The organism is Streptomyces zaehneri (genome assembly GCF_032248645.1).
Lineage (GTDB): Bacteria > Actinomycetota > Actinomycetes > Streptomycetales > Streptomycetaceae > Streptomyces > Streptomyces coriariae.
The window spans coordinates 128102-144692 of the sequence record NZ_JASTTJ010000026.1 but is presented as its reverse complement, the minus strand read 5'-3'; the positions used below and the strand labels follow the sequence as shown (position 1 = coordinate 144692).

Sequence of the window (16591 nt, the reverse complement as noted above, 5' to 3'; positions counted from 1 at the left end):
GGGGGGGGGGGTGGACCGAGCCACAGGGGCGGGGGCGCCCGGAGATCTCCGGGCGCCCCCTCACGTGTGTCTCGGACCGAAGGTCAGCTGCCGGTGTCCTCCTTGCGGACCGACAGCAGGTCCTCCAGCTGTTCCTCCCTCGCCTGGGCGGCCACGAAGAGCAGCTCGTCGCCCGGCTCGAGGGAGTCCTCGCGGGTCGGGGTCAGGACCCGGGTGCCGCGGATGATGGTGACCAGTGAGGTGTCCTCCGGCCACTCCACGTCGCCGACCTGGGTGCCGGCCAGGGCCGACTCCTCGGGGAGGGTCAGTTCGACGAGGTTGGCGTCGCCGTGGCTGAAGCGGAGCAGCCGGACCAGGTCGCCGACGCTCACCGCCTCCTCGACCAGGGCCGACATCAGACGCGGGGTGGAGACGGCCACGTCCACGCCCCAGGACTCGTTGAACAGCCACTCGTTCTTCGGGTTGTTCACCCGGGCGACGACGCGCGGGACGCCGTACTCCGTCTTGGCCAGCAACGACACGACCAGGTTGACCTTGTCGTCGCCGGTCGCGGCGATCACGACGTTGCAGCGCTGCAGGGCCGCCTCGTCGAGGGAGGTGATCTCACAGGCGTCGGCCAGCAGCCACTCGGCCTGCGGGACGCGCTCGACCGAGATGGCGGTCGGCGCCTTGTCCACGAGCAGGACCTCGTGGCCGTTCTCCAGCAGCTCGGCCGCGATCGAGCGGCCGACGGCGCCGGCTCCGGCAATGGCGACCCTCATCAGTGACCGTCCTCCTTGGGGCCCTCGGCGAACGAGGCCTCGACCTTCTCGACCTCGTCGCTCCGCAGCATCACGTGCACCAGGTCACCCTCCTGGAGCACCGTCTGGGAGGTGGGCAGGATCGCCTCGCCGAGGCGGGTGAGGAACGCGACGCGGACGCCCGTCTCCTCCTGAAGCCTGCTGATCTTGTGGCCGACCCAGGACGGGGCGGCGTGCACCTCGGCGAGCTCGACGCCCCCGGTGGGGTCGCGCCACAGCGGCTCGGCGCCCGAGGGGAGCAGCCGGCGCAGCATCTGGTCGGCCGTCCAGCGGACGGTGGCGACGGTGGGGATGCCGAGGCGCTGGTAGACCTCGGCGCGCCGGGGGTCGTAGATGCGCGCGGCGACGTTCTCGATGCCGAACATCTCACGGGCCACCCGGGCGGCGATGATGTTGGAGTTGTCGCCGCTGGACACGGCGGCGAAGGCGCCGGCCTCCTCGATGCCCGCCTCGCGCAGGGTGTCCTGGTCGAAGCCGACTCCGGTGACCCGCCGGCCACCGAAACCGGAGCCCAGTCGTCGGAAGGCGGTGGGGTCCTGGTCGATCACGGCGACCGTGTGCCCCTGTTGCTCCAGGGTCTGCGCGAGGGCGGAACCCACCCTGCCGCAGCCCATGATGACGATGTGCACGACCGTCCTTCCGAGGTCAAGAAGTCAAGAAGTCAATAAAAATTCTGGCTTGGCTTTGAACAGGGTCTCAGACCGTCGCCCAAGCTACACACGTGCGGTCGGCGCAGGGCACCCCCGTGCACGCTTTACGTGATCAGCGGCGGCTGATGCTCCAGAGACTGAGGAAGGTAAGGATTCCGAGGCCGACGAGGGTGCCGACGGCGCCGATGATCTCCGCGGTCGTGTGCATGGACCCTCCAAGGGGACGGCAGCGGGCGGGGATTGTCATATAGACATGGGGATCGGCACGGTCGCGGAATCCGCAGCACGGGCATGGCCGAATTCACCCGGGAGGCAGACGCGGCACGCCGTCACCCGGCTGAGCCCGGGGGAGGGTGGGCGGTCCCGTGTTCGAAGGCCTACGATCCTCTGTTGTGTCCAAACTGACCGACGTGCCCAAACGGATTCTGATCGGGCGCGCACTGCGCAGTGATCGGCTCGGAGAAACGCTCCTGCCGAAGCGCATCGCCCTGCCCGTCTTCGCTTCCGACCCGCTGTCCTCCGTGGCCTACGCGCCCGGGGAGGTGCTGCTGGTCCTGTCCATCGCGGGCGTGTCGGCCTACCACTTCAGCCCCTGGATCGCCCTCGCGGTCGTCGTGCTGATGTTCACGGTGGTCGCCTCCTACCGGCAGAACGTCCACGCCTACCCCAGTGGCGGCGGCGACTACGAGGTGGCCACCACCAACCTCGGTCCCAAGGCCGGCCTGACCGTCGCGAGCGCGCTGCTCGTCGACTACGTCCTGACCGTCGCGGTCTCCATCGCCTCCGGCATCGAGAACCTCGGCTCCGCGATCCCCTTCGTGGTCGAGCACAAGGTGGCCTGCGCGGTCGCCGTGATCGTGCTGCTGACGCTGATGAACCTGCGCGGCGTCAAGGAGTCCGGCAAGCTCTTCGCGATCCCGACCTACGTCTTCGTCGCGGGCGTCTTCATCATGATCGCCTGGGGTGCCTTCCGCGGGCTGGTGCTCGACGACACCCTGCGGGCCCCGACGGCCGAGTACACGATCAAGGCCGAGCACCAGGGCCTGGCCGGGTTCGCCCTGGTCTTCCTGCTGCTGCGCGCCTTCTCCTCCGGCTGTGCCGCGCTCACCGGCGTGGAGGCGATCTCCAACGGCGTCCCCGCCTTCCGCAAGCCCAAGTCGAAGAACGCGGCGAGCACGCTCGCGGCGATGGGCCTGCTGGCCGTCACCATGTTCTGCGGCATCATCGTGCTGGCCCTGTTCACCAAGGTCCGGATGGCCGAGAACCCGGCCGTCGACCTGCTGCACAACGGGGTCGCGGTCGGCGCCGACTACGTCCAGAACCCGGTGATCACCCAGGTCGCCGAGGCCGTCTTCGGCAAGGGCAGCTTCCTCTTCATCGTGCTCGCAGCGGCCACCGCCCTGGTGCTGTTCCTGGCGGCGAACACCGCCTACAACGGCTTCCCGGTACTCGGCTCGATCCTGGCCCAGGACCGCTATCTGCCCCGTCAGCTGCACACCCGCGGCGACCGCCTCGCCTTCTCCAACGGCATCGTGCTGCTCGCCGGCGCGGCCATGCTGCTGGTCATCATCTACGGCGCCGACTCCACGCGGCTGATCCAGCTGTACATCGTCGGTGTGTTCGTGTCGTTCACGCTCAGCCAGATCGGCATGGTCCGGCACTGGAACCGCCACCTGGCGACCGAGACCGACCAGGCCAAGCGCCGCCACATGGTCCGCTCCCGCGCGATCAACACCTTCGGCGCCTTCTTCACCGGCCTGGTCCTGATCGTCGTCCTGGTCACCAAGTTCACGCACGGCGCCTGGGTCGCCCTGCTCGGCATGGTGATCTTCTACGGGACGATGAGCGCGATCCGCCGTCACTACGACGGCGTCTCCGCGGAGATCGCCGCTCCCGAGGGCCCCAGCGACGACACCGTCCGGCCCTCGCGCGTCCACTCGGTGCTGCTGATCTCCAAGATCCACCGTCCGACGCTGCGCGCCCTCGCCTACGCCAAGCTGATGCGCTCCGACACCCTCGAGGCGCTCACCGTCAACGTCGACCCGGCCGAGACGAAGGCGCTGCGCGCAGAGTGGGAACGGCGCGGGATCGACGTACCGCTGAAGGTCCTGGACTCGCCCTACCGCGAGGTCACCCGGCCGGTCATCGAGTACGTCAAGAGCCTGCGCCAGGAGTCGCCGCGCGACGCGGTGTCGGTGATCATCCCGGAGTACGTGGTCGGCCACTGGTACGAGCACCTGCTGCACAACCAGAGCGCACTGCGGCTCAAGGGCCGGCTGCTGTTCACGCCGGGCGTGATGGTCACGTCCGTCCCGTACCAGCTCCAGTCGTCCGAGGCGGCCAAGAAGCGGGCCCGCAGGCGCTCGGAGTGGAACGCCCCGGGCTCGGTACGACGCGGTCCCGCGCAGCAGGGTCACCCGAAGGAACCGTCGGGCAGCGGCTCCGGCAGCGCCCCGGGCTCCTCGGGGCCCGACCCGAAGAAGTGACCCCCGCGCCGGGCGGGCCTTCGGGGCCTGCCCCTTGACCCTCGCCCCGGCGCATGGTGAACGGCCGGACGACAGCCACGTAGACTGGTGGGCTGTTGTCCGGCCGTTCCTCGTTCGACGTTGTGGAGTCACCCCGCCATGCAGGCAGAACCGAAGAAGTCGCAGGCGGTGTCGCTCGTGGGGCAGGAATACGAGGTCGAGATCGGCCCCGTCGCCCACGGCGGCCACTGCATCGCCCGGACGGAAGCCGGCCAGGTGCTGTTCGTCCGGCACACGCTGCCCGGCGAGCGGGTCGTGGCCCGGGTGACCGAGGGCGAGGAAGGGGCCCGGTACCTGCGCGCGGACGCCGTACAGGTGCTGGAGGCGTCCAAGGACCGCGTCGAGGCACCCTGCCCGTACGCCGGACCCGGCCGCTGCGGCGGCTGCGACTGGCAGCACGCCAAGCCGGGCGCCCAGCGCCGGCTCAAGGGCGAGGTGATCGCCGAGCAACTGCTGCGCCTCGCGGGCCTCACGCCCGAGGAGGCCGGCTGGGACGGCACCGTGATGCCGGCCGAGGGCGACAAGCTGCCGGCCGGCGAGGTGCCCGCATGGCGCACTCGCGTGCAGTACGCGGTCGACGCCGACGGCAACGCCGGGCTGCGGCGCCACCGCTCGCACGAGGTCGAGCCGATCGAACACTGCATGATCGCGGCGCCGGGCGTCAGCGAGCTGGGCATCGAGGACCGCGACTGGTCCGGGATGGCGTCCGTCGACGCGATCGCCGCGACGGGTTCCCAGGACCGCATGGTGATCCTCGAACCCCGCCCCGGCGCGCGCCTCCCCCTCGTCGAGCTCGACCGGCCCGTCTCGGTCATGCGCGTCGAGGAGCACGACGGCGGCATCCATCGCGTCCACGGCCGCGCCTTCGTGCGCGAGCGTGCCGACGGCCGGACGTACCGCGTCGGCAGCGGCGGCTTCTGGCAGGTCCATCCCCAGGCCGCCGACACCCTCGTCAAGGCGGTCATGCAGGGCCTGCTGCCGCGCAAGGGCGACATGGCGCTCGACCTGTACTGCGGCGTCGGCCTCTTCGCGGGCGCCCTCGCCGACCGCCTCGGCGACAAGGGCGCGGTGCTGGGTATCGAGTCCGGCAAGCGTGCCGTCGAGGACGCCCGGCACAACCTCGCCGGGTTCGAGCGGGTGCGGATCGAGCAGGGCAAGGTCGAGGCGGTGCTGCCGCGCACCGGGATCACCGAGGTCGACCTGATCGTCCTCGACCCGCCGCGCGCGGGCGCGGGCAAGAAGACCGTCGAGCACCTGGCTTCGCTGGGGGCCCGGAAGATCGCGTACGTGGCGTGCGACCCCGCGGCACTGGCCCGCGACCTGGCGTACTTCCGGGACGGCGGCTACAAGGTGCGGATGCTGCGGGCGTTCGATCTGTTTCCGATGACGCATCATGTGGAGTGTGTCGCGATCCTTGAACCGGCCGCAAAGGGCTCCTGACCTGCGGTTTTGCGCGTGCGCATTATGTGCGGTGTGGGCGTTACGGGCGATATCCTGACGCTGAAATGACGCTCGTGACGCTCATTTGACGCTCGTTCTGACGGGGTGGCACTGACTGATCGTGTAGCCCCCGGCGTGCCGCGGCCGGCGATGGTCGCGAACTCGCTCTGCGACTTCAAGGTCCTGGGCATCTCTCGGCTCGCCGCCCAGCACGACGAGATTGAGCGGTTGCGCCGACAGATCACAGAGAGTGGCACCGTGCGGCAGCTGCCGCACGGTGCGAGCCGAAAGGCGCCGTACGGTTCCTGCAGTTGACACAACCCCGGGCTTGAAGATCCCGAAGGATGATCCTGCGGGTGGCGCCGGAGCCAGCAGGCCAGTTCCGTTCCGAGCAGCAGCTGATGCGCAAGGAATCGGAACCGACGTTTTTCCTCTCGTCGGTCTGTTCTCGCTTCTCTACCGCCTCTGTGCCGCTTGCCTCGGGAGGCGCGTTCAACCGGTGACGTCCTTCGCGTCGCCTTCTCCTCTGCTGATCTCGATTCGGCGGGGCTTGGGTTCCTCCATCAGCGGGAGGCGCAGGGTGAGTACGTCCACGTCGCTCACCCTCGGGGCGACCGCCGCGACCCAGAGTTCGTTGGCCTGCCTGGCGTCCGGCGAGGGTGGGGTCATGAGCCGGATACGCGCAGGGCGGCCAGGGTGAGGTCCACGATCTGTTCGGCCCACTCGGGGCGGCTGCCGCGTCCGACCAGGTATTCGGAGAAGTATGAGCCGTGCAGCGCGGACGCGGCCGTTTCCAGGTCGGCGTCTTTCCGGATCTCTCCCCGGTCCTGAGCCTGTTCGAGTGCCTGGCGCAATAGGGCTCGGCGGGGTCCGATGGTGCGTTCGCGCAGCAGGGTGATGAGTTCGGGGGTGTGGGCTTCCTCGGCAAGGCAGGTGCCGATCAGGGCGATGCCGTTGACGCGCTCCATGTTGGCGGCGAAGTCCTTCAGGATGGCCACCAGGTCGGTGCGGATGTCGCCGGAGGGCGGTGGAGCGTACGAGGGCGGGGATGGCAAGAGCGTCCAGGACGCGCTGGACGGCGGGACGTACCTGTGCTCTGGCGGCCCGGCGTGGCCGGGTGGTGGCGTTCGCGGCGCGGACCAGGTCGAAGAGGTGGGTGCGTTCGGCCTCGGTGAGTTTGAGCGCTCGCGCGATGTTGTCCAGGACGTTGTCGGAGACCCCTCGGGCGTTGCCGCGTTCGAGCTGCGTGTAGTAGTCGACGCTGACTCCGGCCACGAGCGCGACCTCTTCGCGGCGAAGGCCCGGCACCCTCCGGGAGTCCTTGCCATAGACGGGCAGCCCTGCTTGGTCGGGCGTGATCCTGGCCCTGCGGGAGGTCAGGAATGCACGGATCTCTTTGCGCCTGTCCATTCTTCGAGGTTAGGTCCCCTGCCGACGCGCTGGGGGGTGCTGTCAGTGCCTGGGCCAGCAGGCTCTTCCTCGACTGCCGCCCCGCCTGTTGCATGACCGTGCACCGCAAGGGGTGCTGTCACCGCCAGGGATGCCACTTTCCGGTGTCGATGCCGACCCGTATCCGCATGCTGCGGGAGAACCTCCTCGACCCGGCCGACCTCCCCGTCGCCGAGGACCACGTCACCGTCAACCTGCTCGGCACGATCCGGATGACGTACGCCTTCCTGCCCCTGCTCGTCGGCAAGGACGACGCGGTCGTCATGAACGTCACCTCGTCGCTGGCGTTCGTGCCGCTGGCGGGCACCCCGGCCTACAGCGCGACCAAGGCCGCGCTGCACTCCTTCTCCGAGAGCCTGCGCGTGCAGCTCGCCGACAGCAGCGTCCAGGTGATCGAGGTGATCCCGCCGGGCGTGCGCACCACCCTCCTCGGCCAGCAGGACGACGAGAGGTCCATGCCGCTGGAGGACTACCTCACCGAGACCGCGGACCTTCTGCGGGAGAAGCCCGACGCCAGGGAGATCGCCGGCGAGCGTGCCCGGTTCTTTCGCGACGCAGTGGCGAACGGTACCTACGACGAAGTCCTGGCCATGCTCAGCGACTACCGCTGAGCGGCACCCGGTGCTGGCCGAACGGACTGATGCAGGTGACAGGTTGTTTCCAGGGAACGTTCAGGAACAACCCAGGCTCGATGTGAAACGAGTGCAGAGGTCATGAGTCGGGCCTACCGGTAGCTCGTCAACCTCGGCGGCCGGTGGATCGGGCCGGTGATCCGGGTCAGGGGCCGGCCCGTGCCCTGGTTGGCCTGAGCGATGATCTCCGCGGTGATGGAGACGGCGGTCTCCTCGGGTGTGCGGGCTCCGAGGTCGAGGCCGATCGGGGAACGCAGCCGCGCCAACCGCTCTTCCGGCACGCCCTTCTCGCGCAGGAGCCGCAGGCGCTCGTCGTGGGTACGCCGGGAGCCCATGGCTCCCACGTAGGCGACGGGCAGGTCCAGGGCCAGGCGCAACAGCGGGATGTCGAATTTGGCGTCGTGGGTGAGGACGCAGACGGCGGTACGGGCGTCCACGGTCGTGTGTTCCAGGTAGCGGTGGGGCCAGTCGACGACGACCTCGTCGGCGTACGGAAAACGAACGGGTGTGGCGAAGACGGGGCGGGCGTCACACACGGTGACCCGGTAGCCGAGGAAGCGGCCGGCCCGGCTGAGCGCGGCGGCGAAGTCGACCGCGCCGAAGATCAGCATGCGGGGGCTGGACGCGTGGACGTGGACCAGCACGGAGAGCCGTTCCGGGCAGGTGTCGGCATCCCCGCCGACCTCCGACCTGGCCGTGCGTCCGGCCCGCAGCAGTGCCCACGCCTGTGCGCCGACCTCCCGTCGCACCGCTCCGGCCAGAGTGCCGGGATGGATGCCTCCCGCCGCGTCGACGTACAGCATTCCGCCCATCAGCTCTTCGGGACCGTCGACGACCTGGGCCACAGCGGCGGGCCGGCCCTCCGCGATGTCGGTGAGGGCGGTGGTGAGGTGCGGTTGTGCGGTGGGGTCGATGCGCTGGACAAGGACGTCGAGTTCGCCGCCGCAGGTCAGCCCTACGGCGAAGGCATCGTCGTCGGAGTAGCCGAACCAGGCGCGCTGCGGGGCGCCCCGGTCGCTGAGTAGCTGTCGGCACAGTTCGTAGACCGCGCCCTCGACACAGCCGCCGGAGATGCTGCCGATCGCGTTGCCGTCCTCGTCCACCGCGACCGAGGTGCCGACGGGCAGGGGTGCGCTGCCGGTGACGTCGACCACGGTGGCCAGGGCGAAGGGGCGGGCTTCGCGGCACCAGCGGTGCAGTGCGCCCGCGATGTTCAGCATGAGCGGGTCCTTCGTCCAAGGGGTGTGGGGTGGGCCGCCGCCACGCCGCCGGAAGAGCGGCTCCGCGTGGCAGCGGCCCCGGGAGGTCCGGCAGCGGAGCGGGGGATCGCTGCCGGACGGCTCGGTGGGCGCTCCGGTCGGTGGGCCGCTCGCCGGCCGGAGCGCGGGCGTCAGAGCAACGCCTCTGCCGTGATGGGGATTTCGCGGACGCGGCGGCCGGTGGCGTTGAAGACCGCGTTGCCGATGGCGGGCGCCACGCCGACGATCACGAGTTCGGCGAGGCCCTTCACGCCGAGGGGGTCGGCGTCGTAGTCCTCCCCGTCGAGGTAGATCGCCCGGAGATCAGGGACGTCGGCGTTGACCGGGACGAGGTAGTCGGCGAGGTTGGCGTTGACGATCCGGCCGTCGCGGTGGTCCGTGGCCGTGTGCTCCAGCAGAGCCGCGCCGATGCCGCCCACCATGCCGCCCAGGGCCTGGCTGTCGGCGAGCTTGGGGCTGATGATCCGGCCCGCGTCGTACACGGCGAGCATCCGCCGTACCCGCACCAGACCCAGCGTCGAGTCCACCGCCACCTCGGCGAACACAGCGCTGTAGGCACTGATGGAGCGCCGCTCCCCCTGCGGCGGGGAGAAGGAGGTGCTCGCTTCGAGCCGGGCGCGGCCGTTGCGGGTCAGCAGTCGCCGGTACGTCTCACCACGTGCCGGATCGCTCTGCACGTGCAGTCGGCCGCCCCGGACCACGATCTCGTCGGCCCGCACCCCGTACAGCGGCGATTCCTCGTCCTCGACGGCCAGTTGGATCGCCTGCCGGCGGAGCTGATCGCAGACGTCGAGGGTGGCGGAGCCGACGCTCGCCATGGTCATCGAGCCGCCGTGCGGCGGGGTCTGGGGATACAGGGAGTCGCCGAGCCGGTATGCGACCGCGTGCATGGCCAGCCCGAGCGCGTCGGCGGCGACCTGTGTCTGGGCGGTGTATGTGCCCGGGCCCATGTCGCTGGTGGCGGACTCGACCACCGCCGTGCCGTCGGCGTTCAGACGGGCCCGGGACTGGGCCGGTGCGACTCCGGTGTGGTAGACGCCCGCGGCCATGCCCATGCCGATCAGCCAGTCGCCGTCCCGCCTCGATCGCGGCTTCTGCTTGCGCCGCTGCCAGCCGAACTCGCGGGCACCGACCGTGTAGCACTCGAGCAGCCGACGCGTGGAGAACGGCGTGTTGTTCGACGGATCCTGGGCCGGCTCGTTGCGCCGGCGCAGTTCGATCGGGTCCATGCCGAGTTCATGGGCGAGTTCGTCCATGGCCGACTCCACGGCGTAGACCCCTGTGGCAGCACCGGGACCACGCATCCAGATCGGGCTGTTCACATCCAGCGGCACCGTCCGGTACGCCTGGCGGACGCCGGGCGTGGTGTAGAGCATCTGCCCGGGTGCCATGACGGCCTCGGTGAACGTCTCGTACGACGAGGTCTCCGCGTCGATCCCGTGGTCGGCGGCGGCCAGGCGGCCGCGCCGGTCGCTGCCGAGGCGCAGCCGGTACTCGTACGAGGGCCGGAAGCCGGTGCCGAAGTACATCTGCCTGCGGGTCAGGACCAGTTTGACCGGACGGCCCGTCTCCCGCGCGGCCAGCGCGGCGACCACGGTGTGCGGCCAGCAGCGCAGCCCGCTGCCGAAAGCGCCCCCGACGAACGGGTTGATGACGCGCACGGAGTCCAGCGGCACGTCGAACACCGTGGAGAGCTCCGTCTGCGTGCCGCCCGCCACCCACTGGGACTTGTCCCACACGGTGAGCCGGTTGCCCTCCCAACGGGCGATGGTGGCGTGCGGCTCCATCGGGTTGTGATGATTGCGCGCCAGCTGGTACGTCAGGTCCAGCAGTACGGCCGCGTCCCGCAGCCCGGCTTCCACGTCGCCGCGCGCGTAGTTGACCGGCGGGCCCGGTTCGGCCTCGTGCAGTTCGGTCGAGGAGTCTTCAGCGTCGTAGCCGACCTTCACCAGGCTCGCGCCGTGCTGCGCGGCCTCCAGGGTGGTGGCCACCACGACGGCGACCGGCTGACCGTGGAAGAGCACCCGGTCGTCCTGGAACACACGCAACTTGCGGCCGGGCAGGTTGTTCGATCCCGGATTGTCGCGGTACGGAAGCGTCGGCGCGTTGCCGTGGTGGATCACCCGCAGCACCCCCGGGTGGGCGAGCGCGGCATCCGTGTCGACGCCGGTGACACGGCCGCGTCCGATGCTCGCGTCCACGATGACGGCGTGCACCACCCCGTCGACCTCGTGCTCGGCGGCGTACGTCGCCTGGCCGGTGACCTTCAGCCGGCCGTCCACCCTCGACAGCGGCGCGCCCACGGATGCCTGCGGCTGGGGACTCACTTGGTACCTCCTACGACGCGCAGCTGGCGCTCGACGGTCCGCTTGAGCAGCTCGACCTTGAACCGGTTGTGGGCGAGCGGCCGGGCGCCCTCGGCGGCCTTCGCGGCCGCCGCCGCCCACAACGACTCCGAGGGGCGCTCGCCGACGAGGTGCTGCTCGACTGCCGACAGCTTCCACGGCACCGTGCCCACCCCGCCGGCGGCGACCTTCGCCTCCCGGATCAACCCACCGCGTACGTGCAGCGCGACGGCCGCCGAGGTCAGGGCGAACTCGTACGACTGCCGGTCGCGCACCTTCAGATAGCCCGACCTCAGCGGGCGCGGAAGTGCGGGGATCTCCACCGCCGCGATCAACTCGCCGCGCCGCAATGCCTGTTCACGGTGGGGCGAGTTGCCCGGTCGCAGCAGGAAGTCTGCGAAGGGGACTTGGCGCTCCCCGTCCGGGCCCAGCAGGTGCACCCGCGCTTCCAGCGCCGCGAACGCCACGGCGACGTCGGAAGGGTGGGTGGCCACGCAGGCGTCCGAGGTGCCCAGGATGGCGTGCGTACGGTTGACGCCCTCCAGCGCGGCACAACCGGAGCCCGGTTCGCGCTTGTTGCAGGCAGCGGTCACGTCACGGAAGTACGTGCAGCGGGTGCGCTGCATGATGTTGCCGCCGATGGTCGCCATGTTGCGGAGCTGGGCCGAAGCGCTCAGCTCCAGTGCCTGCGAGACGACCGGGTACAGGGTGCGGATCTTGGGATGGGCGGCAGCCTCGGACATGGTGACCAGCGCACCGATCCGCAAGCCCCCGCGCTCGGTGACGGTCACGTCGTGCAGGGGCAGGCCGACGATGTCGACCAGCGTCTCGGGGCGCTCGACGGCCTCACGCATCAGGTCGACCAGGGTGGTGCCGCCGGCGATGTAACGTCCGCCTCTGCGACCGGCGTTGAGGGCTTCGCGCGTATCGGAGACGCGGGTGTAGGAGAAGGGATGCACAGCGGCCGATCCTCACTTCCGGGCCGCGGTCTGCTCGACCGCGCGCACGATCTTGACGTAACAGCCGCAGCGGCAGATGTTGCCGCTCATCCACTCCCGGATCTCCTCCGGCGAGCCGGTGTGCCCCTCCTGAATACAGCCGACACCGGAGACGATCTGGCCGGGGGTGCAGTAGCCGCACTGGAAGGCGTCCTCGTCGATGAACGCCTGCTGCAACGGGTGGAGTTGGTCGCCCTTGGCCAGGCCCTCGATCGTGGTGACCTTGGCGCCCTCCAGCCGGACGGCGAGCGTCAGGCAGGAGTTGACCCGGTGGCCGTCGACCAGCACGGTGCACGCCCCGCAGGCCCCGGCGTTGCAGCCCTTCTTGGAGCCGGTCAGCTCGAAGTGCTCGCGCAGCAGGTCCAGCAGCGAGGTCCGGTTGTCCACCGTCACCGTCCGCCGGGTGCCGTTGACCGTCAGGGAGACACGGCTGGAGGGCGGCCGCTCGGCGGCCGTCGCCTCCTCCGGGCCGAGGAGGGAGGTCCCTCCGATCACTCCCCCCGCGACGACAACGCCGCCGACCGCGGTACTCGTGGCGATGAACGTGCGGCGACTGGGCACCGGGGAGGGCTCGCCGGCTCCGGTGGAGGGCGGAACGGCAGACTCAGGGAGTTCAGTGGACATACGTACGCCTTCGTATCGCGGACGGATCGGCCGTACACACAGCGGGACGGAAGACTGGATCGTCGTCACCGCGGGGAACTGGGCCACTGCGCGCTTCGGCAGCGGCGACTGGTCACCTGGGGAGTCTTGCACCACCGGCGACGTCGTGGCAGGGAGACTTTCCTCCCCCCCTTACGCTCCGTCAGGAGCGGGTGGCCGACATCATCGGGGGCACTTTCGCGCGAGGCGGGACAGAGCCGCGTCGACTCGCCGGTTGTGGGTGCGTCCGCGTCGCTCACCACTTCGGCGTGCGTTGCGGACTGATCGTCCGCTTCGAGAAGGTCGCCGGCACGGTCCTGGCACGGCCCTCCTCCGGGACGCTCTGACGTCCTGGGTGAGCCCGGGTGGCGTGATCGATGGGCCGGGGCTACTGGTTGCGGGTGCGGGGGCCGTTGTACTGCTGGTCGGTGACCGGTTCGGCCCAGGTGGTCTCGGGGGTGCCGTCGCCGGTGCCCTCCCACATGGCGAGGTGCTCCATGAACCGGTCGGGGGCGGCGCCGTGCCAGTGTTCCTCGTGCGGCGGGCAGGTGACGGTCTCGCCGGGGTGGGCCTCGAAGACGGTGCCGTCCCGTGTGCCGATCAGCGCGATGCCGGAAACGATGTGCAGGCTCTGGCCCAGGGCGTGGGAGTGCCAGTCGGTGCGGGCGCCCGGTGAGAAGCGGACCAGGTTGACGCGCATCCGGGACGGCTCCTGGCCGGCCACGATGACGTCCCACCACACGTCGCCGGTGAACCAGTCCGCCGGGGCCTTGCTGCTGGGCTGCTGCTCGATGAATTCCATGGTGTCTCTCCTGTGTTGTGGGTGCGTGGGCTGTCCCTAGCGGGCGACGTAGCCGCCGTCGACGGGCAGGGCGACGCCGACGACGAAGGCCGCCCCGGGGCTGCACAGCCACAGAACCGCCTGGGCGATCTCCTCGGCGGTGCCGAGCCGGTTGACGGGCTGGTTGGCCTCGGCCTCGGCGCGGTCGAGTTCGCCCTTGGCGATCATGTCGCTGACCATCGGGGTGTCGATGGTGCCGGGGCAGACGGCGTTGACGCGGATGCCGCGCGGGGCGTGTTCGAGGGCGGCGCTGGCGGTCAGGCCGATGACTCCGTGCTTGGAGGCGTGGTAGGAAGCGCGGCCGGGGAGGCCGACGAGGCCTCCGAGGGAGGAGCAGTTGACGATGGCGCCGCTGCCACGGGCGCGCATGTGGCGCAGTTCGTGCTTCATGCAGGCCCAGACTCCGCGGAGGTTGATGGCGTTGACGCGGTCGAAGCGTTCGGCGGGTTCGTCGGCGGCGTCGCTGGGCGGGATCTGGATGCCGGCGTTGTTGTAGGCCATGTCGAGGCGGCCGAAGGTCTCCACGGTGCGGTCGACCGCGGCGGCGACCTGGTCCTCGTCGCTGACGTCACAGGTGAGGGCGAGGACCTGGTGGCCGGCGTCGGTGAGTTCCGTCGCGGCCGCGTTCAGGGCCGCTTCGTCGATGTCGGTGAGGGCGACGGCGGCTCCGGACGCGGCGAACGCGCGAGCGGTCGCCAGGCCCATACCGGCGCCGGCGCCGGTGACGAGCGCGACCCGGCCGGTGAAGTCGTACGTGGGGTTCACGTCGTGTTGTCCCTTCGGGCGCGGTGGTGTGGCGGCGCGAGCGGTGTCGGGGCTGCCCGGAGGAGCTGCGGCGGCCGGGCGTCTGCCGCGCCGCCGTCAGACGGTTTGGCCGCCGTCGACGACCAGGGCGTGGCCGGTGGCGAAGGAGGCGGCGTCCGAGCAGAGCCAGAGCACGGCGGCGGCGATCTCGTCCGGTGTCCCGAGGCGTCCGATGGGCTCGTCCGCGATCAGGGCGTCCCGTCCGCCGGGTGTGCTTTCGGCGAAGCGCTGGATCATCTCGGTGTCGATGATGCCGGGGCAGACGGCGTTGACGCGGATCCCGGATGCCGCGTAGTCGAGGGCGGTCGAGCGGGTCAGGCCGATGACGCCGTGCTTGGCCGCGGCGTAGGCCGCCTGTCCCTTGAAGCCCTTGACGCCGGCGCCGGAGGAGGCGTTGACGATCGCGCCGCCTGCCTGCTGGAGCATCAGGGGGATCTGGTGCTTCATGCACAGGAACATCCCGGTCAGGCTGACGCCGATGACGCGGTCCCACTCGTCCTTCGCGATGTCCGCGGCCGGCTTGACCGGCTGCTCGACGCCGGCGTTGTTGAAGGCGGCGTCCAGTCGTCCGAACGCCTTAATGGTCGCGTCCAGGGCGGACCGCACGTCCTCTTCGCTGGTGACGTCACAGGCCAGGGCCAGAGCCTGCCCGCCCGCTTCCTCGATGAGCCGTGCGGTCTCCCGCAGGCCGTCCGGGGACCGGTCGGCGAGGGCGACGCGGGCGCCCGCGCGGGCGAAGGCGACGGCGGTGGTGCGGCCGATGCCGGAGCCGGCTCCGGTCACGAAGGCCACCTTGCCGGTGAAGGCCGCGTTGTTCACAGTCACGTGCGGAGTCCTCTCGCTTGCTGGTACGTCGTCGGGTCCGTATCGCCACTGCGCGGATCCGGGCTTGCGTCAGTGCCGCGAGGGCACCTGCGCGGGTTCCTCGTGTCGTGACTTCGTGGGCGCGCCGCTCCGGGCCACGATCCGGCCCCTGCGGGAGGTGCCGTGGACGGCGAGGGCGATCAGGGGCAGCAGCGTGAGGGCTGCGATGACGGTGCCGACCAGGGGCGGTCCGGTCAGGCCGAGGGAGGAGTCCAGGGCCGTACCGGCGATCAGCGAACCGGCGGCGACGCCGGTGTTGAAGGCGGAGGTGGTCAGCGCCGAGGTGAGGGTGGGGGCATCGCCCGCGAAGCGCATGGCGAGGGCGGTGACGACCGGGTTGACCGTGAAGCCGGTCAGACCCATGAGGAAGACCAGGAGGGTGGCTGTCACCGGGTTGCCGGACAGCGGGATCATCAGGAGCAGGACCAGGGCGGTGGCCGCGGCGGCCGTGATGGTGGTGACCATCGGCCGTCGGTCACCCAGACGGCCTCCGATGGTGGTTCCGCCCAGCGCGCCGACTCCGAACGCGATCAGGACGAGCGAGACGGCGCCCGCGGGGATGCCTGCACGGTCGGTCAGCAGCGGCGTGATGTAGGTGTACGTCGCCAGCACACCGCCCATGATCAGCATCGCGGCGCCGAGCGCCAGCCACAGCCGGCCCTGCCGCAGAGCGCGGACCTCGGCCCGGAGGGACACCTCGGCGCGCTGCTCCTGGGCCGGGATGAAGCGGCCGATGAACACGGCGGCGAGTCCGGAGAGGACGGCCAGGGCCCAGAAGGGGCCGCGCCAGCCGGTGAACTGTCCGGCGAAGGAGCCGACCGGCACACCGACGACGTTCGCCAGGGTCAGCCCGCCGATCATGACACCCGTGGCACGGGTGGCGTTGCGCGGTCCAGCGGCGGTGGTGGCGACGACGAAGCCGACGGACCAGAACGCTCCGGTGGCCAGGGCCGTGACGACACGGGCGGTGACGACGACCGTGAAGGATGTGCTGAGGGCCGCGACCAGATGTCCGAGGCAGAAGACCGACAGGGCCAGGATCAGCGTCTGGCGCTGCGGCAGGCGCAGCGTCGCCATGGCCATGGTCGGCGCCCCGATGATCATGCCGATGGCGAAGGCGGTGATCAGCAGGCCGGCGTGGGAGACGCTGACTCCGAGGTCACCGGCCAGTTCCGGCAGCAGGCCGGCGACGACGAACTCGGTGGTCCCCATCAGGAACGTGCCGGCGGCGAGCACCCAGACGACGCAGGGAAGCTTGCCGGGGGTGGTCCCGGATGCGGATGGCATACGTGTGATCTCTCCTTGCGTGGAAGTCGGCGGATCAGGGGGCGGCTGGGGCCGT

General features: G+C 70.5%; 15 protein-coding genes and 1 pseudogene. 3 read left to right on the top strand and 13 right to left on the bottom strand.

Annotated elements, in window-relative coordinates; translation table 11 throughout:
* Positions 1-83 precede the first annotated feature (83 nt).
* Together QQM72_RS33850 and QQM72_RS33845 are read right to left on the bottom strand one after the other, a co-directional pair.
* Entirely contained in the window at positions 84-761 is a 678-nt protein-coding gene (locus tag QQM72_RS33850) for a potassium channel family protein (protein ID WP_314224646.1), read from the bottom strand.
* Positions 761-1429: a potassium channel family protein gene (locus QQM72_RS33845; RefSeq protein ID WP_314224645.1), complete on the bottom strand. Its 669-nt coding sequence runs from the start codon at positions 1427-1429 to the stop codon at positions 761-763. The genes QQM72_RS33850 and QQM72_RS33845 overlap by 1 nt, the downstream gene beginning before the upstream one ends.
* Before the next feature lie 413 nt (positions 1430-1842).
* On the opposite strand from QQM72_RS33845, the gene QQM72_RS33840 reads away from it, so the two are divergent.
* On the top strand, positions 1843-3936 hold the full coding sequence (locus tag QQM72_RS33840) for an APC family permease (RefSeq protein ID WP_314224644.1): 2094 nt from the start codon (positions 1843-1845) through the stop codon (positions 3934-3936).
* Positions 3937-4074: 138 nt separating this feature from the next.
* Positions 4075-5415: a class I SAM-dependent RNA methyltransferase gene (locus QQM72_RS33835; RefSeq protein WP_314224643.1), complete on the top strand. Its 1341-nt coding sequence runs from the start codon at positions 4075-4077 to the stop codon at positions 5413-5415.
* Between the two features lie 492 nt (positions 5416-5907).
* Here QQM72_RS33835 and QQM72_RS33830 read toward each other — a convergent pair whose 3' ends face one another.
* From QQM72_RS33830 to QQM72_RS33820, 3 genes and pseudogenes are all read right to left on the bottom strand, one after another.
* Complete coding sequence (locus tag QQM72_RS33830; protein WP_314224656.1) at positions 5908-6084, bottom strand: Hsp20/alpha crystallin family protein; 177 nt, start codon at positions 6082-6084, stop codon at positions 5908-5910.
* A complete protein-coding gene (locus QQM72_RS33825) occupies positions 6081-6470 on the bottom strand; it encodes a TetR-like C-terminal domain-containing protein (protein WP_399079638.1) in 390 nt (129 codons plus the stop codon). Before QQM72_RS33825 ends, QQM72_RS33830 begins: the two co-directional genes overlap by 4 nt.
* Before the next feature lie 106 nt (positions 6471-6576).
* Positions 6577-6825, bottom strand: a pseudogene (locus tag QQM72_RS33820) (helix-turn-helix domain-containing protein); the annotation flags it as partial.
* A 149-nt stretch (positions 6826-6974) separates the two neighbouring features.
* Here QQM72_RS33820 and QQM72_RS33815 point away from each other — a divergent pair.
* A complete protein-coding gene (locus QQM72_RS33815) occupies positions 6975-7475 on the top strand; it encodes an SDR family NAD(P)-dependent oxidoreductase (RefSeq protein ID WP_314224654.1) in 501 nt (166 codons plus the stop codon).
* Positions 7476-7588: 113 nt separating this feature from the next.
* Here the strand turns inward: QQM72_RS33815 and QQM72_RS33810 are convergent, their stop codons facing one another.
* The 8 genes from QQM72_RS33810 to QQM72_RS33775 form a co-directional block, all read right to left on the bottom strand.
* Positions 7589-8716 carry an XdhC family protein gene (locus QQM72_RS33810; protein WP_314224642.1) on the bottom strand — a complete coding sequence of 376 codons (1128 nt, stop codon included), beginning with the start codon at positions 8714-8716 and terminating at the stop codon, positions 7589-7591.
* Positions 8717-8886: 170 nt separating this feature from the next.
* On the bottom strand, positions 8887-11082 hold the full coding sequence (locus QQM72_RS33805; protein ID WP_314224641.1) for a xanthine dehydrogenase family protein molybdopterin-binding subunit: 2196 nt from the start codon (positions 11080-11082) through the stop codon (positions 8887-8889).
* The gene (locus QQM72_RS33800) at positions 11079-12059 is read right to left on the bottom strand and encodes an FAD binding domain-containing protein (protein WP_314224640.1); all 981 of its coding nucleotides are present in this window, start codon (positions 12057-12059) and stop codon (positions 11079-11081) included. Before QQM72_RS33800 ends, QQM72_RS33805 begins: the two co-directional genes overlap by 4 nt.
* A gap of 12 nt (positions 12060-12071) precedes the next feature.
* Complete coding sequence (locus QQM72_RS33795) at positions 12072-12722, bottom strand: (2Fe-2S)-binding protein (RefSeq protein WP_314224639.1); 651 nt, start codon at positions 12720-12722, stop codon at positions 12072-12074.
* 406 nt (positions 12723-13128) lie between these two features.
* Positions 13129-13542 (bottom strand): (R)-mandelonitrile lyase, encoded by a 414-nt coding sequence (locus tag QQM72_RS33790; protein WP_314224638.1) that lies wholly within the window; start codon positions 13540-13542, stop codon positions 13129-13131.
* 36 nt (positions 13543-13578) lie between these two features.
* Positions 13579-14346, bottom strand: a complete 768-nt coding sequence (locus QQM72_RS33785; RefSeq protein WP_314224637.1) for an SDR family NAD(P)-dependent oxidoreductase — start codon at positions 14344-14346, stop codon at positions 13579-13581.
* Positions 14347-14442: 96 nt separating this feature from the next.
* Positions 14443-15210, bottom strand: a complete 768-nt coding sequence (locus tag QQM72_RS33780) for an SDR family oxidoreductase (protein ID WP_314224636.1) — start codon at positions 15208-15210, stop codon at positions 14443-14445.
* A gap of 69 nt (positions 15211-15279) precedes the next feature.
* On the bottom strand, positions 15280-16536 hold the full coding sequence (locus QQM72_RS33775) for an MFS transporter (RefSeq protein WP_314224635.1): 1257 nt from the start codon (positions 16534-16536) through the stop codon (positions 15280-15282).
* Positions 16537-16591: the final 55 nt, after the last annotated feature.